16 protein-coding genes are annotated in these 25,658 nt (G+C 36.8%); 13 read left to right on the top strand and 3 right to left on the bottom strand.

Annotated elements, in window-relative coordinates:
- Window positions 1-147: 147 nt before the first annotated feature.
- Window positions 148-1,503: an adenylosuccinate lyase gene (gene purB / locus KEM10_RS09255; protein ID WP_212215709.1), complete on the bottom strand. Its 1,356-nt coding sequence runs from the start codon at window positions 1,501-1,503 to the stop codon at window positions 148-150.
- Window positions 1,504-1,599: 96 nt separating this feature from the next.
- Between purB and KEM10_RS09260 the strand changes: the two genes are divergently transcribed.
- The gene (locus KEM10_RS09260; protein WP_212215710.1) at window positions 1,600-2,388 is read left to right on the top strand and encodes an EI24 domain-containing protein; all 789 of its coding nucleotides are present in this window, start codon (window positions 1,600-1,602) and stop codon (window positions 2,386-2,388) included.
- On the opposite strand, the gene KEM10_RS09265 is transcribed toward KEM10_RS09260, so the two are convergent.
- Window positions 2,373-6,344: a hybrid sensor histidine kinase/response regulator gene (locus KEM10_RS09265; protein WP_212215711.1), complete on the bottom strand. Its 3,972-nt coding sequence runs from the start codon at window positions 6,342-6,344 to the stop codon at window positions 2,373-2,375. The genes KEM10_RS09260 and KEM10_RS09265 overlap by 16 nt on opposite strands.
- A gap of 368 nt (window positions 6,345-6,712) precedes the next feature.
- On the opposite strand from KEM10_RS09265, the gene KEM10_RS09270 reads away from it, so the two are divergent.
- From KEM10_RS09270 to KEM10_RS09325, 12 genes are all read left to right on the top strand, one after another.
- Complete coding sequence (locus KEM10_RS09270; RefSeq protein WP_212215712.1) at window positions 6,713-7,912, top strand: glycoside hydrolase family 53 protein; 1,200 nt, start codon at window positions 6,713-6,715, stop codon at window positions 7,910-7,912.
- A gap of 25 nt (window positions 7,913-7,937) precedes the next feature.
- On the top strand, window positions 7,938-10,322 hold the full coding sequence (locus KEM10_RS09275; protein ID WP_212215713.1) for a glycoside hydrolase family 2 TIM barrel-domain containing protein: 2,385 nt from the start codon (window positions 7,938-7,940) through the stop codon (window positions 10,320-10,322).
- Window positions 10,323-10,558: 236 nt separating this feature from the next.
- Window positions 10,559-13,498 carry a SusC/RagA family TonB-linked outer membrane protein gene (locus KEM10_RS09280; protein ID WP_212215714.1) on the top strand — a complete coding sequence of 980 codons (2,940 nt, stop codon included), beginning with the start codon at window positions 10,559-10,561 and terminating at the stop codon, window positions 13,496-13,498.
- A 49-nt stretch (window positions 13,499-13,547) separates the two neighbouring features.
- Window positions 13,548-15,137 carry a RagB/SusD family nutrient uptake outer membrane protein gene (locus KEM10_RS09285; RefSeq protein WP_212215715.1) on the top strand — a complete coding sequence of 530 codons (1,590 nt, stop codon included), beginning with the start codon at window positions 13,548-13,550 and terminating at the stop codon, window positions 15,135-15,137.
- A gap of 12 nt (window positions 15,138-15,149) precedes the next feature.
- Window positions 15,150-17,114 carry a DUF5114 domain-containing protein gene (locus tag KEM10_RS09290; RefSeq protein WP_212215716.1) on the top strand — a complete coding sequence of 655 codons (1,965 nt, stop codon included), beginning with the start codon at window positions 15,150-15,152 and terminating at the stop codon, window positions 17,112-17,114.
- Between the two features lie 60 nt (window positions 17,115-17,174).
- On the top strand, window positions 17,175-18,212 hold the full coding sequence (locus KEM10_RS09295) for a glycoside hydrolase family 53 protein (RefSeq protein WP_212215717.1): 1,038 nt from the start codon (window positions 17,175-17,177) through the stop codon (window positions 18,210-18,212).
- Between the two features lie 99 nt (window positions 18,213-18,311).
- Window positions 18,312-18,686: a diacylglycerol kinase family protein gene (locus tag KEM10_RS09300; protein ID WP_212215718.1), complete on the top strand. Its 375-nt coding sequence runs from the start codon at window positions 18,312-18,314 to the stop codon at window positions 18,684-18,686.
- 415 nt (window positions 18,687-19,101) lie between these two features.
- A complete protein-coding gene (locus tag KEM10_RS09305; RefSeq protein WP_212215719.1) occupies window positions 19,102-20,658 on the top strand; it encodes an acyl-CoA carboxylase subunit beta in 1,557 nt (518 codons plus the stop codon).
- Window positions 20,659-20,670: 12 nt separating this feature from the next.
- On the top strand, window positions 20,671-20,859 hold the full coding sequence (locus tag KEM10_RS09310) for a hypothetical protein (RefSeq protein WP_212215720.1): 189 nt from the start codon (window positions 20,671-20,673) through the stop codon (window positions 20,857-20,859).
- A 39-nt stretch (window positions 20,860-20,898) separates the two neighbouring features.
- Window positions 20,899-22,812, top strand: a complete 1,914-nt coding sequence (locus KEM10_RS09315) for a pyruvate carboxylase subunit B (protein ID WP_212215721.1) — start codon at window positions 20,899-20,901, stop codon at window positions 22,810-22,812.
- Window positions 22,813-22,998: 186 nt separating this feature from the next.
- Window positions 22,999-23,799: a metallophosphoesterase family protein gene (locus KEM10_RS09320; protein WP_212215722.1), complete on the top strand. Its 801-nt coding sequence runs from the start codon at window positions 22,999-23,001 to the stop codon at window positions 23,797-23,799.
- Between the two features lie 3 nt (window positions 23,800-23,802).
- On the top strand, window positions 23,803-24,492 hold the full coding sequence (locus tag KEM10_RS09325; protein ID WP_244825703.1) for a hypothetical protein: 690 nt from the start codon (window positions 23,803-23,805) through the stop codon (window positions 24,490-24,492).
- A gap of 30 nt (window positions 24,493-24,522) precedes the next feature.
- On the opposite strand, the gene KEM10_RS09330 is transcribed toward KEM10_RS09325, so the two are convergent.
- Entirely contained in the window at window positions 24,523-25,542 is a 1,020-nt protein-coding gene (locus KEM10_RS09330) for a glycoside hydrolase family 43 protein (RefSeq protein ID WP_244825705.1), read from the bottom strand.
- Window positions 25,543-25,658: the final 116 nt, after the last annotated feature.

Raw genomic sequence — 25,658 nt, forward strand, 5'->3', positions numbered from 1 at the left:
TGTACGGATTGGACTTTTTAGTTGTTGAATAGTGGTAATGAGTTATTCAATAGATATTTTGTTGCGTATTTTGATATCAGCAGGAGAGAGGCTTTTTAAACAAAAAAGCTGCCCGAAGACAGCTTTTTAACTTATTATTGTAGGCAATTATATTTTATATACCCCGGTGTAAGATTGAGGCGATATAGTTCTCATTTCTTCTTTTACTTCTTCAGAAACATCCAGTCCTTCGATAAATTTAGCCATTGTTTTGGCATTTATTTGCTCGTTGGTACGTGTTAATTCTTTTAATGCTTCGTAAGGATTTGGATAGTTTTCGCGACGAAGAATTGTTTGGATTGCTTCAGCTACCACAGCCCAGTTGTTTTCCAAATCTCGTTGGATCGCATTTTCATTTAAAAGTAATTTACCTAATCCTTTTGAAATGGAGCGAATGGCAATGATTGAGTGAGCAATTGGTACACCAATATTACGCAAAACAGTTGAATCTGTTAAGTCGCGCTGTAGGCGTGAAACAGGTAATTTCTCTGCCAGATGAGAAAATACTGCATTAGAAATACCTAGGTTACCTTCAGCATTTTCAAAATCGATTGGATTTACTTTATGAGGCATGGCACTTGAACCAACTTCGCCCTTTTTAATCTTCTGCTTGAAGTACTCCATCATAATGTACGTCCAGAAGTCGCGCGATAAATCCAACATGATAACGTTGATGCGTTTCAGGTTATCAAAGATAGCCGCCATGTTATCGTAGTTCGAGATTTGTGTAGTTAGCTGCTCGCGATCTAATTTAAGGGTGTTGTTCACAAATTTATTACCAAACTCAATCCAGTCGATGTTAGGATAGGCTACTGTATGTGCATTAAAGTTACCGGTAGCACCACCAAATTTAGCTGAGCAAGGTACACCTTTTAATAAAGCTAATTGTTTGTTTAAGCGCTCAACAAATACTTTCATCTCCTTACCCAAACGAGTAGGAGAGGCTGGCTGACCGTGAGTTTTAGCCAACATTGGAATGTCTTTCCATTCGGTAGCCAAATCATCTAACTGCTGAATTAACTCTTCTAACAAAGGATAGTACATTTCGTGCACTGCATCGCGCAACGAATAAGGTACAGCAGTGTTGTTAATATCTTGTGATGTTAATCCAAAATGGATAAACTCTTTGTATTTTTCTAATTTAAGTGCGTCGAATTTTTCTTTGATAAAGTACTCAACGGCTTTAACATCGTGGTTGGTTACTGATTCAATTTCCTTAATGCGGTCGGCATCTTCTAATTGGAAATCTTTGTAAATTTTACGCAATTCATCATAAAGACCTTTGTCGAAATCAGCCAACTGAGGAAGAGGCTCTTCACATAGAGCAATAAAATACTCTATTTCTACTAATACTCTGTAACGAATCAGGGCGTATTCCGAAAAATACAATGCCAATCCGTCAACCTTGTTACGGTACCTCCCGTCGATTGGAGAAATTGCAGTCAGTAATTGAATATCCATCATTTCTATTGTTTGAATTTTTGGCTGTGCAAAAGTAGTAAATTTTACGCTAAAACATTAGTTTTGGAGCATTGTGATTAACCTAACATTGTGTTTATAATGAATTATTCTCAAGGCTTTCGACTAGGATTGAAGTCATATAGTGAAGCTTTTCGTTTTATCAGGCAAAATAATTTGGGCTGGTTCTTCATCTTTCCTTTGGTGTTAAATGTGCTATTGTTTGCACTGGGTTTCTATTCTGTATCCAGCCTTGGTAGTGAATTGATAGAATATTTAAATGAATGGTTAGGTATCGAATCATGGGATTTTTGGGGAGCTTCTTTTTTGGCGGGCACCATTAAATGGTTGATTTGGATTGTGCTTAGGTTGTTGTTTTTTGTGGTGTATGCATATGTAGGCGGCTATATTATTTTAATTGCTTTGTCGCCGGCTTTTGCTTTCTTGTCGGAACGCACAGAGAAAATATTAACTGGCAGTGATCTACCTTTTAATTTTAGTCAGTTTTTAAAAGATATATGGAGGGGAGTGGTACTGGCTTTGCGAAACCTGGCGGTAGAAATGCTTTTTACTCTTTTATTGTTCATCATCAGTTTTATTCCGGTGGTGGGATGGTTTACTGCAGTAGTTTTGTTTTTAATATCAGCTTATTTCTACGGTTTTTCGTTTATGGATTATACTTTTGAACGAAGGAAATTTAATGTAAAAACAAGTATCAGATATATGCGAAGCAACAAGGGGTTGGCCATTGGAAATGGATTAATCTTTGCTTTGGTTTTACTCATCCCTTTTATTGGTGTAACATTGGCAGGCTTCTTTTCTATTGTATCAGTGGTAGGTGCTACCATTGCTGCAAATAAAGCTATAGAAACAGATCAATCAGGCTTTTGATTTTTGTATTCACTGGGATTACACCCAAACATGTTTTTAAAGCTTTTTGAGAAGCTTGACAGACTGCTGAAACCAACGTTATACATTATCTCGGTAACATTGCCTTCGTTGTTTTGTATCATTTGGGCAGCTAAATTCAGGCGGTAATTTTTTATTACATCTTTGGTGCTCTGATTAGTTATAGCTTTTATTTTACGATACAGATGAGTAGTGCTCAATCCAATTTCGGCGCTGATCATTTCCACCGATAATTCTGGATTACTTACATTATCAGAAATTATTTTCATTACTTTTTTAATAAACTGTTCATTCTGATTGTTGTCGCTTGATCGTTGTGGTCTAGGATTGATTATCAGCTCCTTTTTTATGTATTCATAAATAGCAGTTTCGGTACTAAGCAGGTTATTTATACACGCTTTTAAATAAGCAATGTCAAAGGGTTTGGTAATGTACATATTGGCACCGCTTTCTATCCCTTCAGTCTTTTGAGCGTCCAGTGATTTAGCTGTAAGGAGGATAACAGGAATGCGTTGTGTGTTGGGATTTGCTTTTACTTTTTTACAAAATTCAATTCCATCCAAAACAGGCATCATAATATCAGACACAATGATGTCTGGCATATTTTTTTCAATCATTTGGTAAGCCAGCTGGCCGTTTTCTGCTCTTAAGATTTGATATTCATTTACCATATTCATTTCTATGTAATCGAGTATATCCTGATTATCATCAACAATAAGTAGTTTTTTTAAATGCGGCGAATGAACTATTGATGGTTTGTTAACAGGCTGATGTATTTGAAGGGGAGCAACGGCTATACCATCAGCTTTTTCAAATGGTATAACAAGCGTGAAAGTGCTTCCTTTGCCCGTAGTACTTTCTACATGTATTTTTCCTTTGTGTAAAGTGGCGTATTCGCGGGCCATGGCTAATCCTATTCCAGTTCCTTGTTTCTGATGACGATGAATATTAGCCTGATAAAAATGATCAAATATTTTGTTCAGTTCTTCTTCAGGAATACCGGAACCTGTATCAGATATGGTAATTTCTATTTCGTTTTTAGTTCCCAACGATATGTTCAATGCTAGTCGTATGGCACCTTCAACAGGGGTGTGCTTAAACGCATTGGCCAATATGTTAAATAAAATCGCTTCAATTTTTTCCTTATCAAAGGAGGTTATGCATGCTTCTTTATTGGTATTGAACTCATATTTGATCTCGTGACGAGCAGCCAGGTCATTAAACGATTCAAATATATCTTTACAAAACTGAACGAGTTCAATATTTGATTTTATGAGTGGAATGGATTCTGTTTCCAACTTTCTGAAATCCAGTATTTGATTAACCAGAGTAAGCAATCGCTTAGAATTTTTTTCTGCCAACTGAAGCATAGCAAGGTTTTTACCATTCACTGTTCCTGAATTGATAACCTGCCTGATGGGAGGCATAATCAAACTAAGAGGTGTACGGAATTCGTGTGAAATATTGGTGAAAAACTGTTGTTTGGTTTTCAGTATTTCTTTTGAGTGTTGTTTCTCAAGATTAGCCAGTCGAAGCTCATTATTGATGCGCTGACGTGCGGCAAAAACTTTAAAAGTAAGATATATTAAGCCGATTATTAATAAAATATAAAGAGCAAGAAAAGGTTTACTTAGCCATAGGGGCGGTAATATGGTGATAGTGAGTTTTTTTGTTTCAGCACTTTTAATGCCGGCATAGTTGTATGATTGTAAAAGTAGCGTATACTTACCCGGTTTGAGATTTGAATAGGTAGCAAAATTAGTACTTGACGAATTATTCCAATCACTATCAAAACCTTCCAGTTTATATCTGAATTGGCTTCTGTTTGCTTGCCAGTAATTAAGCGTAGAAAAATAAAAACTTAAGGAATTACTCGAATGATCAAGAGATATCTCATTCAGATAAGAAATGTCTTGTGGTAATAGTTCATTATTAATAAGTGTGTTGGTGTATTTGTTGTTGATGCTTATTCCTGATATAATGGCCTGAGGTGATTGAATCGTCATCTTCTTTTCAAAAGAATTAGATTCGATATAGCCATTGTCTCCACCAAAATAAATGGTTCCATCAGCAGAAAGGGTTCCACAGTTGGGATAGAAACTTTTAAAAGGGAAAGATGAATTTAAAGGCATTGAGACAATCTGTCCCGTTTGGTAATTGTATTTAATAACAGAACTAATAGAAGCCATCCAAATGTTATTGTTATTACCTTTTTCAATACTAATAGGTTGGTTAATAACAGGATTGTTGTAGGTGTATGATTCAATTTTATCCTCCCCTGGTATATATCTAATTAATCGCTTATTAGTAGCCAACCATAAATGTTTGTCTTCAAAAGTATTCATACAAAGAATATTTTCATTCTTCAATTCGTCGTTAAAGGGTTGGACAACGGTTTTTGAGAGGTTCTTACTATCTACCATCCATATTTGATTGGCACTTATGTAGTAAATGTTGTTGTTGCAAGCATATATTTTATCGGTGGCCGAATTATCGACCTTAATAAAGCGCAGGTTTTCCAAGGTTTTGGTATTCCCGGTTATTTTAAAAATACCTCCTTCCCAGGCATTAACCCATGTGGCTCCATCAGCTGTTATGGCAAAACTACTTATGTAATTTGATGTTAAACCATTACTATTATCCGAGTTGATAGCATGCATTTTTTTTGTGGAGCTATCCCAAATATTTATGCCTCCTGCAGTACCAATCCATATTCTGCCTTCCGGATCTTGCTCCAGAGCAAAGGCATTATTAAGAAGTAATTTTTTATTAGGATTACTATTGGCCGTAAAGAAGGTTTTTTGACCATTTGGTTTTTTAGCAATAATTCCATGAATAGTGGCTAAATAAGTTGTTTGGTTGGTAACCAAAATATCACGAATTTGATTTCCGGCCTGTTGGTTGTTAACCGAGTAGAATTCTTCGTGAATGCTAAAAACCGGATTCTCATTGTTTAATAAGCTGATACCATTGGAAGTAAGCAGCCAGAGGGTATTGTTTCTATCCTTATATATTTTCCAAATTACATTGTTGGCTATGCTATAGTTAAGTACAGGATTATGATAGTATGTATTAATGTTTTGATAATTCGAATCTAATACCATCAATCCAAAATCAGTACCAATCCACAATTCATTCTCTTCGTGGTGTATGCATTTAATCACCTCATTGCTCATTGAAGAGGTGGTGCTGTTATATAATTTTACTTCTTTAGTGAATCTGTTCATGCTGGCTAAACCTGTTTCGGTTCCCACTAGTAATATTGAATCGTTAGTGGCTGAGACAGGTTTGATGTCAAGAATTAAATTGTTTTTTAAGAAGGGTTTATAATTTCCTTTTAAGTCATATGATGTAATTATACCTTTCTTAAAACAATTGAGTTTATTATAGGTGCCTATCCACATGGTACTGTCCTGTGTTTCGTATAGGCACCGTATGGTTGAATGACTGAGGTTACTATTTGTTGAACTAAAATATTCGTATTTGTTCAACGATTTATCGTATATAATTAAGCCGTTTGAAGTTCCAATCCAAATTCTGTTATCCTGCGATTTGTACAGACTCCTTACCGAAGCATTCTCACCCAGATTTACAGGTGTTATAGTAAATGTTTTAGTATCAATAGTACAAAGTCCTTTCCAGGTTCCCACCCATAGAATTTGGTCATCTAAAAGTAATGATCTTACATTGTTATTAGGGAGCGACCCTGGTTTGTTACTTTGTTTAAATATGGTGGTCTGATATCCATCGTAGCGACATAAACCGTTATCGGTGCCAATCCACATAAAACCTTGTTCATCTTCTTCTACCACATTAATCATGCTCGAAGGCAAGCCATCTTCCTGACGGAGATTGGTGAAATAAGGTGAGTTCTGATAAGAGATATGCTGAGCCGAACCTGTTTGATAGGACAATGCCATCAAAACCACTAAAAACATTTTTTCAATAAATGCCTTTATTGAGATGGTAGAATAAATTTTAACCGATTGTTTACAGCCCAAAACGAAAAGATGCTATGTTTTAAATAATTGTTCATACTTTTTTAACAAGTATGAACCAATGTGTAAATGTAAAGAAAAAACAAATGAAGTTCTAAGTATGTAAGATATGAACAAATGTGTGTAATAAATGAATTTACCGGTTGGATGTCAGGTTCTTGTTTTTGTAAGGAGTCATGGTTTGAATGATTTTAATTTGTAAGATTTTAACAAATATCAGTAAGTTTTAAGTTACAACACCAAGGTAGGTTTGTTTACTTTTGATAACATTAGTTAACACAATCAGCAGGTTGAAAAAATAAACAGTAATGATTAAATCAAAGTGGTTATTCGCATTTGTCATTTTATTTGTGCATGTTCTCATAAGTTCATGTCAGGGAGGTGATAAGGAAAGTGAAGAAGTTGAAAATAGCCTGAAAGACAAATTTATGATGGGTGTGGATCTGTCATATATCAATCAGGTTGAAGATCATGGAGGAATTTATAAGGATAACGGTGTTGAAGTAGATCCTTTTGAGCTCTTTAATAAGAAAGGAGCAAATGTAGTAAGACTGCGAATTTGGAATAATCCGGACTGGATAAAAGAAGTATATAATAAAGACACACCTCTATATAGTGGTTTTGAGGATGTAAAAAAATCTATCAGGAGAGCGAAAGATAATGGAATGGCTGTAAACCTCGATTTTCATTATTCAGATGTGTGGGCCGATCCTCAACATCAAAAGGTACCTCAGGCCTGGAAAGCAATAAACGATATAAATGTATTGTGCGACTCTGTTTATCACTTTACCTATTCAACTTTAGATGCTTTGCTTCAGGATGGTTTATTGCCTGAAATGGTGCAGATTGGAAATGAAACCAACTGCGGTTTTATGCTGCATGAAGCTAATGATACTTTTCCCAACCTTTCTATTTGTGATGATAAGTGGGTTTCTTTTGGTAAAGTATTAAATGCAGGAATAAATGCCGTAAGAGATATAGATACCAAAGCCAAAACAAATACTATTATAGCTCTGCATGTAGCTGATCCTAAAAATCTGGAGTGGTTTTTTAAAGGGGTGATCGAAAAGGGAGGGGTGAACGATTTTGATGTGGCTGGTTTCTCTTATTATCCTCACTGGCATACCGAAGTTTCATTTACCGAACTTCCCCGATTGGTATCCAAACTAAAAAAAGAACTGAATAAAGAACTGGTAGTATTGGAAACAGCCTATCCATATACTTTGGTAGAAGGTGATGAGTATGGAAATATCTTCGGCGAAAACAGTGCGATAGATGGATATCCAATTTCGATAGAAGGTCAGCGATCTTTTATGATTGATCTCGTGAATAATATAAAGCAGGCTGGCGGTATGGGAGTGATGTACTGGGAACCAGCCTGGATTAGTTCCGATATGAAGGATCTTTGGGGGCACGGATCGGCATGGGATAATGCCACTCTATTCGACCAGCAAGGCAATGTAACCAAAGCCTTCGATTATTTATCAATTCAAGATAAACTACAATAGCTCGCAGAGAATAAGATCTGTAATGATGAAAAAACAATTAACGCTTCTGTCAATGTTATTTTTAATGTTGAGCTTACTGTCATGCAATCATTTCTCTGATGAGAAACTAACGGATGGTAAGAATCTTTTTAATAAGCATTGGCAGTTTGTAAAGCAAAATAACGGAATTACAATTGAAAAGGTAATTGGAGAGGATAAGGTAATTCATTGGGAAGACATATCATTTCCTCACTCTGCTAATATTGAACCTTTGGTTATAAAAGGAGATCAATGGCAAGGAACTTGTTTTTATAAAAAGCAGTTTTTTGTACCTAAAAAATATAGCCATAAACATTTGGCTTTGTATTTCGAAGGGGCAATGCAAGTGGCAACTGTGTATTTGAATGGATCAGAAATTCATCAGAATAAAGGTGGGTATTTGCCTTTCTATATAGATATTTCCAAACATGTAATAGCCGGTGAAAGAAACTCAATTGTTGTTCAGCTGAATAATGAAGATAATCCACAAGTGCCTCCGGGGAAGGCATTAAAAGACCTTGATTTTAATATTTACGGGGGAATTTATCGCAATGTGTGGTTGATTGTGAAAGAGCCAGTACATATTACCAATCCTTTGGAAGTAGATCATGTGGCCGGAGGTGGAGTGTTTGTAAGCTATCAAAATGTATCAAAGTCATCGGCAGAAGTAAATGTTAAGACTGATATTATCAATGAGTCTTTATCGGGCAAGCATGTTTATGTAATGGCAGAATTACATGATGGTGATACAGTTGTCAGTAAAAACTCATCTGAGGTGATTCAAACCGAAACTCATACAACACAAATTTTAAATACAAACCTACAGGTTAATGCACCTAAATTATGGTCTCCCAGTTCACCTTACTTGTATACTCTTAGGGTAAAATTATTTGCCGATGATGAAGAAGTTGACAGCGAAAGTTATCAAGTTGGGATCAGGTCAATTGACATTACCTCAGAAGAAGGGTTTAAACTGAATGGAGAATATCTGCAATTACGTGGAACCAATCGTCACCAGGAGTATCCTTACATCGGTTATGCTTTATCAGATAATGCCAATTATCGCGATGCTTATAAAATTAAAAAGGCAGGGTTTAATATGGTGCGTCTTTCGCATTATCCCCAAAGTCAGTCCTTTTTAAATGCCTGTGACGAACTGGGGATTTTGGTAATGAATGCAATTCCTGGCTGGCAATATTTTGGTGATAGTCTTTTTCAGGAGAATGCCTATAAAGATATTCGGAAGATGATACGTGTTGATCGCAATCATCCATCAGTAATTCTTTGGGAGGCTTCATTGAACGAATCACCTATGACCCATGAGTTCATGGAAAAGGCACACTCGATTGTTCATGATGAATATCCATACAATAAAGTATTTTCCTGTGGCTGGATAAATTATGCATACGATGTGTTTATTCCGGCACGACAGCATGCAAAACCACCTTTTTACTGGAATAATTACAAAGGTGAAAAGCCTTTGTTTATTGCTGAATATGGCGATTGGGAATATTATGCTCAGAATGCTGGTTTCAATCAAAAGGCTTTTAAGGATTTAACAGATGATGAACGTAATTCGCGTCAACAAAGAGGTGATGGTCAAAAGCGTCTGGCTCAACAAGCCTTGAACTATCAAGAGGCTCACAATAGTAACTTGCAGGGAGATGCCTTTGGAGATGCCAATTGGTTGATGTATGACTATAATAGAGGCTATGCGCCAGATATTGAAACATCTGGTATTATGGATATTTTTCGTTTACCTAAATTCTCTTACTATTTCTATCAGAGTCAGGCTGATATTGATTCTACAAGTGAAAGTGAATTTTCTCAACCAATGGTTTTTATTTCAAACTACTATAACGATCCATCGTTTTTGAAGGTGAAGGTATACAGTAATTGCGATGAAATAGAATTGAAGGTTAACGGAAATAGTTTTGCTAGACAAAAGCCCGATAATGATAGAAACAGTACTCATTTAGAGCATCCTCCATATACCTTTCTATTGCCTGCCTTTACACCCGGTAAGCTTGAAGCTATCGGATATGTAAAAGGTAAGATCGCGGCCAAAGATATCAGACAAACTCCAGAACAGGCTTATGGTCTAAAGCTTTGGATTGATGAAAGTGGTAAACCGCTTCAAAGGGGCAATGATGATATTGTATTTGCCTATGCTGCTGTGGTTGATACTAGTGGTACTATTTTGCCACTGGCCGAAAATAGTATACGCTTTTCAGTCGGTGGAGATGCTCAAATAATAGGAGCGAATCCAACAAATGCAGAAGCTGGTATTGCTACTGTTTTGTTAAAGGTCGAATCCACAGCTGAAATGATTCACTTAAAAGCTCTGTCTGATGGATTAACTGAAAATGAATTACTAATTAATCTTGAATAAAGGATCCGTTATAAACTCAAAATCTAAAACAACTTAAAACAGCTACTATGAAAAAGAATTGTAATTCAAATGTTTTTCGGTCGAAAAACATCAAGTGTAAGAGTAGAATAAACTCTTAATTAAAATTTTTCTCAGTTCATAATGGCTTCAATCAACCTATTTTATTGATGAAGGAGTGTGTACTGAATCAGATTCGAATATTTCATTATTAAATCAATTTAAATTTAAGTAATAATATGAATGGTTTAAAAAAGCGTTTGATTTCAACTATTCTGTTATTGAGTGTTGGTATAGGCCTTTGGGCGCAACAATCTCATGTAAACGGAAGTGTTACAGATGCAAAAACAAGCGAAGCTATTCCAGGAGTAACTGTTTTTGTAAAGGGAACTCAAAGGGGTAGTATTACTTTACCCGATGGTACTTATTCTATTAAGGTTGATAAGGGTGAGGTGCTGGTATTTTCTTTTATTGGTTATCAAAATCAGGAAGTGGTTGTTGGCCCCGATGCTAATTATAACATTTTGCTTCAACAAGATTATATTAATGTTGATGAGGTTGTGGTAGTTGGTTACGGTGAAACCAAGAAAGGAGATCTAACAGGGGCAGTATCTAATGTCTCGGCTAAAGATTTTAACCAAGGTGTTGTAACCTCACCGGCACAATTAATAAACGGAAAAGTATCCGGTGTTCAGGTATTGTCAGGTACGGGATCTCCAACTTCGGGTAGCTCATTCCGAATCAGGGGAGGTGCGTCCTTAAATGCAAGCAACGATCCTTTAATTGTACTGGATGGAGTACCTCTTGAAGCTGGTGGTATAAGTGGTAACAGCAATAATTTCTTAAGTTTGATTAATCCAAATGATATTGAAAGTATGACCGTGTTAAAAGATGCTTCGTCAACAGCTATTTACGGATCACGTGCTTCCAATGGAGTTATTATCATTACAACTAAAAAAGGATCGAAGGGGAATATTAGTGTTAATGCTAATTCTACCAATCTGATTCAGGTAAAAACCAAATTACCAGAGATGTTATCAATTGGTGAATTTCGAAATGTGGTTGAAACAGATGGTAGTGATGCTCAACGTGCTCTTTTGGGCAATAGTAATACAAACTGGAATGACGAAATTTTTAAAATGGCCTTTGGTACTGATAATAATGTAAGTATCTCAGGAATGATAGGAAATACACCGGTTCGTCTTTCTGCTGGATACTATAATCAGGATGGTATTTTAAAAACCGATAATGCCGAACGTTTTACTGGTAGTGTTAATGTTTCTCCTTCATTATTAGACGATCATTTGAAGTTTAACCTTGGGGTTAAAGGAGCTCTTAATAGAAATACCTTTGCTAATACTAGTGCTATTTGGGGTGGATCAACCATGAACCCGACCATACCGGTTTATTCTGGTTTATCATCGTTTGGAGGATATACCGAAGCAATTGATTCTGACGAAATCCCTGTTACTGGCGCAGTATTAAATCCATTGGGTTTATTAAATCAATATTCATCAACCAGTGATGTAAACAGGATAATATCAAATGTTGATATGGATTATAAATTTCATTTCTTGCCAGATCTTAGATTTCATGCTACTTTGGGATATGATTATGCTGAAGGACAAGGAAATATTTATGTGCCTGAAGAAGCTGCTCAGTATTATCAAACTTTTGGTAGAGATTATACTTATGGACCACAGAAAAATGAGAATAAGTTACTTACCACGTATCTGAATTATAAGAAAGAATTGTCAGATATTAATAGTAATGTTGATGTTACTCTGGGTTATGATTATCAGTTTTGGAAAAGTTCGACACCAGCTTATGATGTGTTAAATGTATACGGTGATGTACAAAGTTCAACTGCTGCCTACGACCAACGGCATGCTTTGATATCCTATTATGGAAGATTGAATTATAACTTCATGTCGAAATACATGTTAACAGCAACTATACGTCAGGATGGTACATCGCGATTCAGCGAAGATAACCGTTGGGGTACTTTTCCATCTTTGGCATTGGCCTGGCGTCTTTCAGAAGAAGGTTTTTTAGCTGATTTTGAGGCTTTATCAAACCTGAAGTTAAGAGCTAGTTATGGTATTACGGGGCAGCAGGAAGGAATAGGTAATTATAACTATCTACCTGTTTATACCATTAGTCAGGATGGGGCGCAATATATTTTTGGTAATTCAATTGTGAATACTTGGAGACCAGAAGCTTATGTTTCTAATTTAAAATGGGAAACAACTAAATCATTCAACTACGGTATTGACTTTGGATTTATAAATAATCGTATTTCAGGTACAGTTGAATATTACACTCGTGTTACAGAAGACCTGTTGGCGACTGTGCCCTCTGCGGCCGGAACCAATTTCGATAAACAAATTCTGACTAATGTAGGTAATGTTGATAGTGAAGGAGTGGAGGTAACCATTAATTCTACACCGATTGATAACGAAAATTGGACGTGGGATTTCAGCTTTAATGCAACCTGGCAAAAACAAACCATTAAAAACTTATCATTAAATCCTGAGGCAGAGGTTTCAAATACACCTGTTGGACCAACTATCGATAGTTATTATTTCCAAACTTTTACTGAAGGATATTCTCCATATATGTTTTATGTGTATCATCAATTGTATGATGAATCGGGTAAGCCTATTGAAGGAGCCTATGCAGATTTAAATGGTGATGGGGAAATTAATTCTGATGATTTATACCATTATCAAAATCCTATGCCGGATTATGTATTAGGTTTTAGTACATCTGTTCGTTACAAAGACTGGAGCCTAAGTACAAGTCTTCGTTCATATCTTAATAACTATGTGTATAATGGAATGTCGATGAATACAGGTGCATTGGGAACCATGTCATACAATGCATTTCAATTGAATAATCTGCACAAAAGTTATCTTGAAACCGGTTTCCAAAGCAGACAATACCTTTCTGATTATTACATCGAAAATGCCTCTTTCTTAAGAATGGATAATCTTTCGTTGAACTATAATTTTGGTAGGATCTATGATTTGTTCAATTTAAATCTTACTGCTTTGGTTCAGAATGTGTTTGTTATTACCAATTATTCCGGTGTCGATCCAGAAATATCAAATGGGGTAGATGTGTCATTTTATCCTCGACCACGCATTTATTCTTTAAGTATTGGAATTGATTTTTAAAGAATAATCAGAGTATAATATTTTGAATGTTGACACAAAAAAAGTGAATATGAAAAAGTTAATTTATATATCTACAGTTATTGTTGTTTTTGTATTGTCGGCTTGTACCGATGACTTAAACCAATATCCGCATGTAAGAGATACTTCTCAATCAGTTTTTTCTAAACCTGAAAACTATGTTTCTGCATTGGCTAAGTGTTATGCTTCCTTTGTAACAGCTGGTCAGGAAAGAGGTGGCGGAGATGCAGATTTAAGCAGTAATAACGGGTACGATTACATGCGTTGTTATTTTAATGTTCAGGAAGCCGGAACGGATGAAATTGGTTCAACCTGGATAGAAGGGGATAATATAGGTGACCTTACTTACCTTTCATGGGATGCTAACGATCCATGGGTAGCTGATATGTACTATCGTTGTTATTATTCCATCTCATTGTGTAATGAGTTTTTAAAGAATGCCACCGATGAGAAGATTGCTGGCTTTACAGATGAACAGCAAGCCGAAATCAGAACCTTTCGCCAGGAAGCAAGATTTTTAAGAGCATTATCCTATTATCATGCAATGGATCTTTTTCATGATATAGCCTTTGCTGATGAATCTCATATTGGTAGTTCAATTCTTCCTGAGAGAATTGAATCTCAGGATATGTTTAACTTTCTTACCACAGAATTAAAAAGTTGTAGCCAAGGAATGTTGGATATTGATCAATGTGAGTATGGGCGTGCTCCTCGCGCTGCAGCCTGGATGTTATTGGCTCGTATGTATTTGAATGCTGAGGTGTATGAAGCCGGAGCTAAATATGACTCGTGTATGATTTACACCCAAAAAGTAATGGATGAAGGATATGCATTAGAAGGTGAATATGCAAAGCTATTTAATGCTTCAAATGATACCCGGGTTGGCCGAGGCAATGAAATTATTTATCCTTTGGTGGTTGATGGTACGAGTGTGGTTTCTTGGGGAGCTACAACCTATTTAGTATGTGGTCAGGCAGATCAGGATTATGGATATGATCCTGAAGAAGTTGGATGTGCCGGTGCATGGGGAATGTTCCGTGTAAGAGGAGAAATTCCGGCTTTGTTTGATTTGGATAATGATGATAGAGCTATGTTTTATATAGGTGATCAAACCCAATACATGGATAATGGAGTAGATGATCGAACAGGTGGTTATTTCGTTCGCAAATGGAGCAATTTAACTGATGACGGAGAGGTGGCAAGTAATACAGCAAGCGATGGAGTTGATACCGATTTTCCAATGTTCCGATTGGCTGATGCTTATTTAATGTATGCCGAGAGTGCAGTGAGATCAGGTGCTAATATGTCAACAGCATTGAGTTTAGTTAATGAGCTACGAAGTGTTCGAAATGCAGCATCTGTCTCTGAAAGTGAATTATTAGCAACGTCGGATGGTATACCATTTAAGTTCTTTCTCGACGAGAGAGGTAGAGAGTTGTATTGGGAGTGTGTGCGACGCACCGATTTGGTTCGTTTCAATTGTTTTGCAGGCGATAATTATGTATGGCAATGGAAAGGTGGTGTTAAAGACGGAAGATCTGTAGCTTCTAAATTTAATATTTACCCAATTCCAGCGGCCGAGATATCAGCAAATCCAAATTTATATAATGCTGACTATTAAAAATCAGAAATTATGAAAAAGTTATTGTTATATACTGCTCTGGCTTTTGTTACCTTATTTGCTTCTTGTGAGAAAGAAGGAGAGAAGTTAATACTATCAGGCTTGGGCTCATCTGACTTAGTAAATAGTGAGTCTGATGTTGTGTTAACTCAGGATAATAAGGATGCTATCATGCTTAGTTTTACCTGGGATGAGAGTGAGCTTTCGTTAAGTGATCAAAAATATGGTATTCCTGATAATGTGCCTCAAATGATACTTGAGATATCTGATTCGGAATCTTTTGATAGTTATGAAACCAGAGAGCCTCAGGATAATATGTTAGCGTTAACTGGTGGCGAATTAAATACTTTAGCTAAAAACTTCAGCTTTGAAGCAGGTAAGAGTACTCCAATGTATTTTAGAGTGAATGCTGCTTATGGTAATAATACGCAATCGTATTATAGTAATCTTGTTACAGTAAATATAACCAGTTATGAAATCGACATGTCCAGAGGTTTCATTCTGGATGCAGATCAGGTGGAAACTGGTTTTATTCTATATTCTCCGAATAGCAATGGTAATTATTCTGGTTTTACTGGGGCCACAGCATGGTATAACTGGTATTTAAAAGAAGGAGACGGAAGCATCTGGGGTAACGATGGAGTTGCCGGAACCGAATTCCTATTATCTAATTTAGAGTCAAAATGGAATTTCTGGTACCCTGGCTTAGGGGGTTGTTATTATACAACTTTGAGTACATCAACTAAAGAATGGACTGCCACTTATATTCCTAATCTTAATGTAACAGGGGATGTATCGGGCGATATGACTTTTGTTCGATCAGAAGTTAAATGGTATATCTCTGTAGTAACTACTACTGATAATGCAACCGTTCAAATAAGCACAACCGATGCCAAATTATACAATCTTTCTACCGGTACTTCAGATGATAATGCTATTACAAAAGAAATAGGTTTTGTAACTGATGGAGCAAATGGTCTTGATTTTGAAATGTCGGCAGCTGATGCTAGCGATATAACTTTTGGTGTGGCTGGAGAATATACATTAACTTTATATCTCGATGACCCAACAAATTGGTATTATGAGATTACAGAAGGTAGCACTGAGGTGGAGGATCCATTAAGTGAGTTCTTGTACTTACCAGGTATTGATGACGGAATTTCCGGAGAATGGACTTTTGATAATTACCTGCGTTTACTGAGCGAAGATGATTCGACCTTTGCCGGTGTTGTAGATGTAAATTCTTTATGGGGATATCAAATGTCATTAGAAAAAGATAATTGGACTGATGTTTATACCATGGGTGATACAGAAGGAACTCTTGCTTTTCAGGGGGAAGGTAATATTCCTGCTCCCGAGACTGGTTTAAATCTAATTCAGGCAGATTTGAATAATCTTACCTACAGTCATATGGTTGTTTCCGGGTTGAGCTATAGCGGATTTAACGATGACTGGACCATGGTTTCAATGACTGAGACAGCTAAAACAGGAACATATGCAGCAAGTATAACCATAAACGGAGCTTCAGAGTGGGGCGGTCAGTTGTATTTAAATGGCGATTGGGACTACTCTTTCGGTGGAACGGATGGAACCTTGTATTACAGTGGAGCAGGTATTGCTGATGATGCTGTGATTGATGCAGGTAGCTATGATTTGATTGCCAATGTTATTGATCAGTCATATGTGTTGTTGGGCGATGAGGTTTATATTGCAGGTCTTAACGATGTGTGGGATTTTACTTCGGTAATTTTAACAAAGCAATCGACAGGAGTTTATACTGGTTCTGCTACTGTTACCAATGGAGCTCCTTGGGGTATTGCCATTCATCTCGATCAGTCGTGGAATAGATATTTTGGAGGTTCGGCTGAATCGATGACTTATTTAGGCGATAATATGGATATGAGTTCTTTAGCAAATGGAACATATAATATAACAGTTGATTTTATTAATAATACATGTAGCTTTCAGGCTCAATAAATTTTAAGCAGAGACGCTCTTTGTGTCTCTGCATATTAATAATTGATTAAGTTGAAAAAAATGAAAATATTCAAATACCTTCTGTATTTACTGTTTGTTTTGCTCATAGGAGCATGTGATGATGATGATGAGAAAAAACCAGAGCCTGAAATTCCTCCGGTGGAAGATATGAGTGGATATGCTAAAGGAGCTGATGTTAGTTGGTTAACCGAAATGGAGGCTGCCGGTATTTTGTTTTACGATACTGCAGGCACTCAAATCGAATGTATGACTCTATTAAAGAGCATGGGCATGAATTCAATCCGACTTAGAGTATGGGTTAATCCGGTTACGGGATGGTGTAATAAGTCAGATTTATTAGTGAAGGCGAAACGAGCCAATGATTTGGGTATGCGATTGCTAATCGACTTTCATTATAGCGATGTTTGGGCTGATCCGGGGACTCAAACAAAACCGGTTGAATGGCAGGAGCTATCTTTCGATGATCTTTGTCTTGCAGTAGCAGATCATACAACCGATATTCTTACATCTTTAAAAGATTGGGAAATCACGCCTGAATGGATTCAGGTTGGAAACGAAACAGGTAATGGCATGCTTTGGGAGGAAGGAAGAGCAAGTGATAATATGGCTCAATATGCTACCCTTAATAATTGTGGGTATGATGCTGCAAAAGCTATTTTTCCTGAAGTAAAAGTCATTGTTCATCTTCAGGAAGGAAATGAAAACGGAATGTATCGTTGGATGTTTGATGGTCTTAAAAATAATGGAGGCAAGTGGGATGTGATTGGAATGTCACTATATCCTGAAGTTGATAATTGGCAGTCGTTGAATAACGACTTGATAAGCAATGTGGATGACATGATTAATCGGTATGATTGCGAAGTGATGATTTGTGAAGTGGGTATGGATTGGTCAGAAGAGGATGCTTGTTATGAGTTTTTGAGTGACTTGATTAATAGGACGAAGGATAATGAGAGTTGTTTGGGTATTTTCTATTGGGAGCCTCAAGCTTATGGTAGTTGGAAGGCTTATTCAAAAGGAGCTTTTAATTCAGAAGGAAAGCCAACAAAAGCATTAAATGCTTTTAGTGCAGAATAATTACACCCTTTTTATAATTAATGATTGGGCGCGGATTTAATTCGCGCCCTTTTTGTGCTGTTATAATTCATTTATCTTTGAATAGATAATTGTTGAAGAATGAATTACTTTACATCGAGGGGTAAAAGCTTTTTATATGCATTTAAAGGCATAAAACATCTCATGCTTGGTGAGCCTAATGCCTTAATCCATTTAATTGCTGCTATCACTGCAGTTTTATTTGGCATATATTTTCAAATATCAACCAATGAATGGCTCTGGATTTGTTTAGCCATTGTTTTGGTCTTCATTTGCGAAATTATAAATACTGCTATTGAGAATCTCGGCGATGTTATCACCAAAGATTATAACAAGTCAATTGAAAAAGCTAAAGATTTAGGAGCTGCTGCAACTTTTTTGGCTGCTTTGTTTTCAATTGTTGTTGCTTTAATAATTTTTCTGCCTAAAATTAAAGCCTTCTTTTATACAATTTGAAACTTTATTTTCAGAGTCAATCAACAATTAAGAGTGTTATCAAAATCATGCATTGACTTCCGATAAATTGTACTTTAAATTTATGGGAATGAAATAGGTTTTAGGATGGTCTCTTTTTTCACTCACGTCTTATAAAAAATCTGATAATTCAAGTTCTGATGAGGGTGTTATATGTTTTATAACTATGTTGTATAACATGTTTTTGTGGCTTGAAAGTCCTAATTTCCAGTTAGTCAGATTTAGAATGAATTTAAAATAGAGAAAAATTTCTATAATTTTGGAAATTTTAAGATATTGCGCCGCCATCTTATTAATTTTTAACATTTGTATTGAGTAAATATCAATCGCTCTATCTAATTTTGGTGGCGAATTCGAATTAAAGAAATTTTGGTGTAATTATAAATTATCTGTATTTATGAAAGTGTCTGAAAAAATTGAGCTACTCAAAAAAAAGAGAGAGGAAGCCAAACAAATGGGAGGAGAGGCTCGAGTTGCTAAGCAGCACGAGAAAGGAAAACTTTCAGCCCGTGAAAGACTTGACGTTCTTTTTGATGAGGGATCATTCAGAGAAGTGGACATGTTTGTGGAGCACCGCTCTGTTAATTTTGGAATGGAAAAAGTTGATGTTCCTTCCGACGGAGTTATTGTGGGGCACGGTTTAGTTCATGGACGTCCTGTTTTCGCTTTTTCACAGGATTTTACCTCTCGTGGAGGTTCTTTAGGAGAAATGCATGCTGCTAAAATCTGTAAAATTATGGATTTAGCTGTTAAGGCAGGTGCTCCGGTAGTAGGTTTGAACGATTCAGGAGGTGCCCGTGTTGAAGAGGGGGTTGATGCCCTTAAAGCATATGGCGAAATTTTTATGCGTAACTCACGTACTTCTGGTGTTGTTCCTCAAATTTCTGCCATTATGGGGCCTTGTGCCGGTGGAGCTGTATACTCTCCAATCATGACTGACTTTGTTTTTATGGTTAAAAAGAAAAGTCACATGTTTATTACAAGTCCATATGTAATTAAAACAGTTACCGGTGAGGAAACTACTTTCGAAGAGTTAGGTGGAGCAATGGTTCACAACTCAAAAAGTGGTAATGCTCATTTTGCCTACGATAGCGATGAGGAAACAATTGAAGGAATCAAGGAATTATTAGAGTATTTACCAAATAACAACTTGGAAGAAGCTCCTCAGGTTCCAATGGGTGATGATCCTCAACGCGAATGCGAAGAGTTGAATACTATTATTCCTGACTCATCAAACATGCCTTACGACATGAAGACAATCATCGAATCAGTTCTTGATAACGGTGAGTTCATGGAAGTACACGAGCATTATGCAGAAAATGCAATTGTTGGTTTCGGACACTTAAATAACAGATCAGTTGGTATTATTGCTAACCAGCCATTAATTCAGGCAGGTTGTTTAGATATCGATGCTTCAGATAAAATTAGTCGCTTTGTTCGTACTTGCGATGCTTTTAATATTCCAATGATCACTTTCGTTGATGTTCCTGGTTACCTTCCTGGAGTACAACAAGAGTGGGACGGTATCATTCGCCACGGAGCTAAGTTGCTTTGGAGTTATGCCGAGGCTACTGTACCTAAGTTTACAGTAATTACTCGTAAAGACTACGGTGGAGCTTATTTGGCTATGTGTTCTAAGCCATTGGGTGCCGATATGGTATTTGCATGGCCAAGTGCCGAGATTGCTGTAATGGGTGCCAAAGGTGCTGTTGAAGTAATTTCAACTTACCGTAAGCAAATTGCAGAAGCAGAAGACAAGGCTGCTATGACAGAGGAGAAAATCAAAGAATACGAAGACGCTTTCAGTGTGCCTTATTTGGCTGCTAAGCGTGGTTATATCGATGATGTTATCATCCCTAGTGAAACCCGTCAACGTTTGGTAGACGCACTTGAAATTATGTCGACAAAAACAGAGGTGTTACCTCCTAAAAAACATGGTAACATTCCATTGTAAAACATCAGTATCATGACAGACAGAGAAAAGAAAAGAAAAGCAGCAATGATTGCTGTAGCCTATTATCTGGAGCAGGAGAAAGCTGCAGCAGCTGAGGTTGTAAAACCAAATAACGCTTGGGCTGCCATGGGTAAAGGAATGATTATGAATAACCGTACCAATGTGCAACGCAGAGGTAGGTTGCTGATGAAAGCTGTTTAATTGTCACCATTGACGTAAACCATTAAAAAAAGATTAAAAATGAAATTCGATAAACACGGGGTCTTAGAAATGACCCAAGTACAATATAACGCGGATCGTCCAAAGGCGGAAAATCCAATTAAAATTAATGATGTCAGCCTTCGCGACGGACATCAATCATTGTTTGCTACTCGCGGACGTACAGAAGATATGTTGCCGGTTGCTGAAATGATTGATAACGCAGGTTACAACGCTGTTGAAACTTGGGGGGGAGCTACTTTTGATACGATGCACCGTTACTTAGGTGAAGATCCATGGGAAAGATTGCGTACACTTAAAAAAGTGATGCCAAAAACTCCTTTCTCGATGTTGCTTCGCGGTCAGAACGTAGTAGGTTACCGTAACTATGCTGATGATGTTGTACAAGCATTTGTTCAGCGTGCTATCGATAACGGAATGGATATTTTCCGTTGTTTCGATGCTTTGAACGATTACCGTAACTTCGAAACAGCTGCTAAAGTTATTAAAGACAATGGTAAGCACTTCCAGGGAGTAGTATGTTATACTTTAACTGAGCCTCGTTTAGGTGGTGAAGTATATAACATGGATTACTACCTAAACAAAGTTAAGGAATTGGTTGAGTTTGGTGTTGACTCTATCTGTATCAAAGATATGGCTGGTTTGATTGCTCCTTACGATATCTATAACCTTGTTCGCGAGATCAAAACATTTACTGATATTCCATTGAACCTACATACTCACTTTACTTCAGGTATGGGTGATTTGGCTATCTTCAAAGCTATTGAAGCGGGTATCGATATTGTTGATACTTGTATCGGGCCTTATGCTTATCGTACTTCTCATGCTGCTGTTGAGCCAATTATTATGTCGTTGTTAGGTACTAACCGCGATTCAGGAATGGATATCAATAAAATCACTGCTATTGCTGACGAAATGGAGAAATACGTTCCTAAATATCGTCACTTAGATAACAGCCCTAAGTATTCAACAACTGATATCAACGTATTGCTTCACCAAACACCAGGTGGAATGTTGTCTAACCTGGTTAACCAGTTGAAGGCAATGGATGCTTTGGATAAATTACCTGAAGTATTCCGTTTATTACCAAAAGTTCGTAAAGACCTGGGTAGTATTCCATTGGTAACTCCAACTTCACAGATTGTAGGTGTTCAAACAGTAAACAACGTGTTGTTCGACTCTTACGAAGGAGAATATGCACAAATTACTAAAGAGGTAAAAGACCTTTGCTACGGATTGTACGGTAAGACAACTAAGCCAATCAATCCTGAAGTAATGAAAAAAGCATTGAAGGATTACCCAAGAGGAGAGGAGCCTATTACAGCTCGTCCGGGAAGTATCTTAGAGCCAGAAATGGAAGGTGTTAAGTCTGAATTCGCAGAATTGGCAAAAGATATTGATGATGAGGTATTGGTTGCTTTATATCCTGTTACCGGTAAGCGCTTCCTAAAATGGAAATACTCTGGTGAAGAATTGCCTGCAGAGTGGAAAGGCAAAACCATGGAAGAAGTGAAGAAGGAAGAAGAATTGGTTAAGAAAGCTCTTTCTGGTGAATTGACTTCTAAAGGTAGCGCCAATGGTTCAACTCGCGAGTTGGAAGTAAAAGTAGATGGTGAAGTATTTACTGTTGAAATTAACGATCCAAATGCTGCAGCTGCACCTGGAGGTCGTGTACGCCGTAAGAAAGAAGACAAAGCCAAGGAAGTAGAAGCGAGTGGAAGTTTACATGCTCCAATCCCAGGTATGGTGGTTGAATTCAAGAAAAAGGTTGGTGATGAAGTGGCTGCTGGTGAAACAGTAGTTGTTTTGGAAGCTATGAAAATGATGAATAACCTTGATTCAACAGTTGATGGTGTTGTTACTGAGATTAAATTCGAATCAGGTGATTCAGTTTCTAAAGGTGATGTTCTAATGGTAATTGATCCTAAAGAATAGCAAGCTCTATAAATACAGAATATATACTTCTAAGAGGGTAAGTCGGATGGCTTACCCTTTTTTATTTCATGATCCTAAATCTACACTTGATAATCTATTTTTAAGACCTCGTGATCTTTTTCTGCCTAAAATCTGCTGTTCACGCTAATTTTGCTGGTGTAATTACAAAATAAGATTGGGAAAATAATGAGGAAAGAGAATGTTTATTTTCTGTTGGGACTTCTTTTGATGATGTCATCATGTGACGAATGGATTGAATTTAGCCCCTATGAAAACAGAGTGAAGGAAATAGAACGAAATCAAAACCTGGTAAGTTATAATCGTCTTATTGATGATGTAGATAAACCGTATGAGCCGTTTAAAGTGGGCTTAATTGCCGACACACATACCTACTACGATGAGTTTGAAAAGCAGGTAGCATTTATAAATACGTTAAACGATTTAGATTTTATCATTCATCTGGGAGACATTACATTGAGTTCCAATATACGCGAATTTAGATGGTACAGCGATATTGTGAATCAAATAAACATACCGGTATTTACCATTATTGGAAACCACGATTGTTTGGGCAATGGTTTTGATATCTACACCGAGATGTTTGGAGATAATAATTTCTTCTTTACTCATAAAGGGGTGAAGTTTGTAATGTTTGATGATGTGTTTTGGGAGAAGCAGATCAAAGATCCGGACTTTGAGTGGTTTTATCATGCTTTGGAAAATACCGATGAAAATAAGTATGTGATACCATTTGCCCATATTGGGCCTTGGAGTTCACAATTTCCAATAGGTAATAAGTATCTCTATAACGAAATGATGGAGTTCTATAATATTCCTTTATCAGTTCATGGGCACGATCATCGATATGATTTGAAAAATCCTTACGGTGAGGTCAACTATTTAACTGTGCCATCGTGTAATAGAGATGAGTTGATTGTATTGGATTTTAAAGCCGATACATTAGAGGTTGAACGAATTCTGTATTAAGGTATGAAGTGTATAAATAGAAAAATTCATACCACACTATGGATGGTGTTTACTGTGGTGTTTTTGGTAATGACTAATAAAAGTTTTGGGCAGGAGGTGGCTGACAATAGTCAAGAATTACCCAAGGTGCTACAAAATATGTATAAAGAGCGTACTAAAGTAATTAATAACGATACAATTACTTATCGTCACAGATGGTTTTTGCCCGATCAATATAAATTGCAATTTGCAGGAAGTATAGGTTTTATGTCGGTTGGATTTGGTTATGAAATCGGACAGATTTATCAACCGGCTTTATTTATAGGTTATGTTGGCCCTTATTGGGGCGGTAGTTTAAACAGGGTTGTAACTGTTTCGATGAAGAACACCTTTCGATTTACTCGTCAGCCTGTTTGTAACTATTTTATGCCATATGGAGGCTTGTCAATTAACTGGGGTAATACCAACAATACATTTAAAACCTTACCCGATTACTATCCCGATAAATATTATTTTCAGAATATGGTACACTTTGCACCTTTTATTGGTGGTGAGGTAAAGTTTAAGCTGAAAGGCACTTATTTTAAGGGAATGGGAGTATATGCTGAACTGTCGGCCTTTGATGCCTATTTGCTGGAGGCGATCAGAACAAAGTATGTAAAGCCGCATATGGCTTTGTCTTTAGCAGTTGGCGTAACTTTATATCTAAAATAAAAAAGGAGGTTCCGAAGAACCTCCTTTTTATTATTTAACAGCCTCAACGCCTTCCGATGTCATTACAATTTTTTTGATTGTTCCATCCGGATTGTAGTATAAATAATCGATACAAACCGATCGGCGGAAGCTACCACCATCTGTAGGTATACTTCCATTGTGATATACAAAGTAATCTTTGCCTTTGTATTCTAAAATGGCTTGGTGGTTGGTATTGCAGTTACCGGCCACTTCGTTAATAATTCCTTTAAACTCCCATGGACCTGTTATGCTTTTACTCATAGCATAAGCTGTCTTTTCAGGGAATTTATATGAGTAGGTAAGGTAATACCAATCACCTTTTTTATGAACCCATGGAGCTTCAACAAAATGAGGCAATTTCAGGTATTGAATATCACCATCTAACTCAATCATATTATCTTTTAGTTTTGCCCACTTCAGTGAGGTATTACCCCAAAAAATATACGATTGTCCATCATCATCAGTAAAAACGGTTGGATCTATATCATCCCAATTGATTGATACATCTGTTGTCATATCATTGGTTACCAAAGGTGCACCAATAGCATCTTTAAACGGACCAGTAGGACTGTCGGACACAGCAACTCCCATACCAAAGCCTTTGGTAGGTTCATGGTAGGCAGTAACATACCAGTAAAATTTACCGTTTTTCTCAACCGTTTGAGCTGCCCAGGCACTCCCTGCTGCCCATTCAAATTCTTCAACACGGAAAGGAACCGGATGCTCTTCCCAGTTTTTAAGGTCGGTGGACTTAAAAATCAACCATTCGTTTAATACATAACCGTTATGTCTGGCAGGTGCTTCATCATGACCCGCATATAAATATACCGTGTCGTTATAAACCAATGTTGCCGGGTCAGCTGTGTATTTGTGTGTAATAATTGGATTGCCTGGGTTATCAGCCATTTCTTCCAACTCAGCTGAACTTAATGCAGGTGCCGATTCTGTTTGTTTCTGAGGTTGAGAGCAGGCTATGGCCCCTAAAGCCAATGCACAACTATAACCTAAAATTCGTCTGTTAATTTTCATATATGTTGTATTTAATTATTTCAAATTTTATTTATCAAATATACATTCTAACATTTAATCGTTAGGAGGATTTATGGTCAAAATGGGAGTACATATAATCAAATATCGTGTAATGT

Origin of the sequence: Carboxylicivirga linearis (assembly GCF_018271995.1) — a bacterium.
Taxonomy (GTDB): domain Bacteria; phylum Bacteroidota; class Bacteroidia; order Bacteroidales; family Marinilabiliaceae; genus Carboxylicivirga; species Carboxylicivirga linearis.

What these genes read in the sequence shown, in the direction of transcription:
- purB (WP_212215709.1), bottom strand. Translation starts at nt 1,503, where the DNA reads ATGATGGATATTCAATTACTGACTGCAATTTCTCCAATCGACGGGAGG.
- KEM10_RS09260 (WP_212215710.1), top strand. Translation starts at nt 1,600, where the DNA reads ATGAATTATTCTCAAGGCTTTCGACTAGGATTGAAGTCATATAGTGAA.
- KEM10_RS09265 (WP_212215711.1), bottom strand. Translation starts at nt 6,344, where the DNA reads ATGTTTTTAGTGGTTTTGATGGCATTGTCCTATCAAACAGGTTCGGCT.
- KEM10_RS09270 (WP_212215712.1), top strand. Translation starts at nt 6,713, where the DNA reads ATGATTAAATCAAAGTGGTTATTCGCATTTGTCATTTTATTTGTGCAT.
- KEM10_RS09275 (WP_212215713.1), top strand. Translation starts at nt 7,938, where the DNA reads ATGAAAAAACAATTAACGCTTCTGTCAATGTTATTTTTAATGTTGAGC.
- KEM10_RS09280 (WP_212215714.1), top strand. Translation starts at nt 10,559, where the DNA reads ATGAATGGTTTAAAAAAGCGTTTGATTTCAACTATTCTGTTATTGAGT.
- KEM10_RS09285 (WP_212215715.1), top strand. Translation starts at nt 13,548, where the DNA reads ATGAAAAAGTTAATTTATATATCTACAGTTATTGTTGTTTTTGTATTG.
- KEM10_RS09290 (WP_212215716.1), top strand. Translation starts at nt 15,150, where the DNA reads ATGAAAAAGTTATTGTTATATACTGCTCTGGCTTTTGTTACCTTATTT.
- KEM10_RS09295 (WP_212215717.1), top strand. Translation starts at nt 17,175, where the DNA reads ATGAAAATATTCAAATACCTTCTGTATTTACTGTTTGTTTTGCTCATA.
- KEM10_RS09300 (WP_212215718.1), top strand. Translation starts at nt 18,312, where the DNA reads ATGAATTACTTTACATCGAGGGGTAAAAGCTTTTTATATGCATTTAAA.
- KEM10_RS09305 (WP_212215719.1), top strand. Translation starts at nt 19,102, where the DNA reads ATGAAAGTGTCTGAAAAAATTGAGCTACTCAAAAAAAAGAGAGAGGAA.
- KEM10_RS09310 (WP_212215720.1), top strand. Translation starts at nt 20,671, where the DNA reads ATGACAGACAGAGAAAAGAAAAGAAAAGCAGCAATGATTGCTGTAGCC.
- KEM10_RS09315 (WP_212215721.1), top strand. Translation starts at nt 20,899, where the DNA reads ATGAAATTCGATAAACACGGGGTCTTAGAAATGACCCAAGTACAATAT.
- KEM10_RS09320 (WP_212215722.1), top strand. Translation starts at nt 22,999, where the DNA reads ATGAGGAAAGAGAATGTTTATTTTCTGTTGGGACTTCTTTTGATGATG.
- KEM10_RS09325 (WP_244825703.1), top strand. Translation starts at nt 23,803, where the DNA reads ATGAAGTGTATAAATAGAAAAATTCATACCACACTATGGATGGTGTTT.
- KEM10_RS09330 (WP_244825705.1), bottom strand. Translation starts at nt 25,542, where the DNA reads ATGAAAATTAACAGACGAATTTTAGGTTATAGTTGTGCATTGGCTTTA.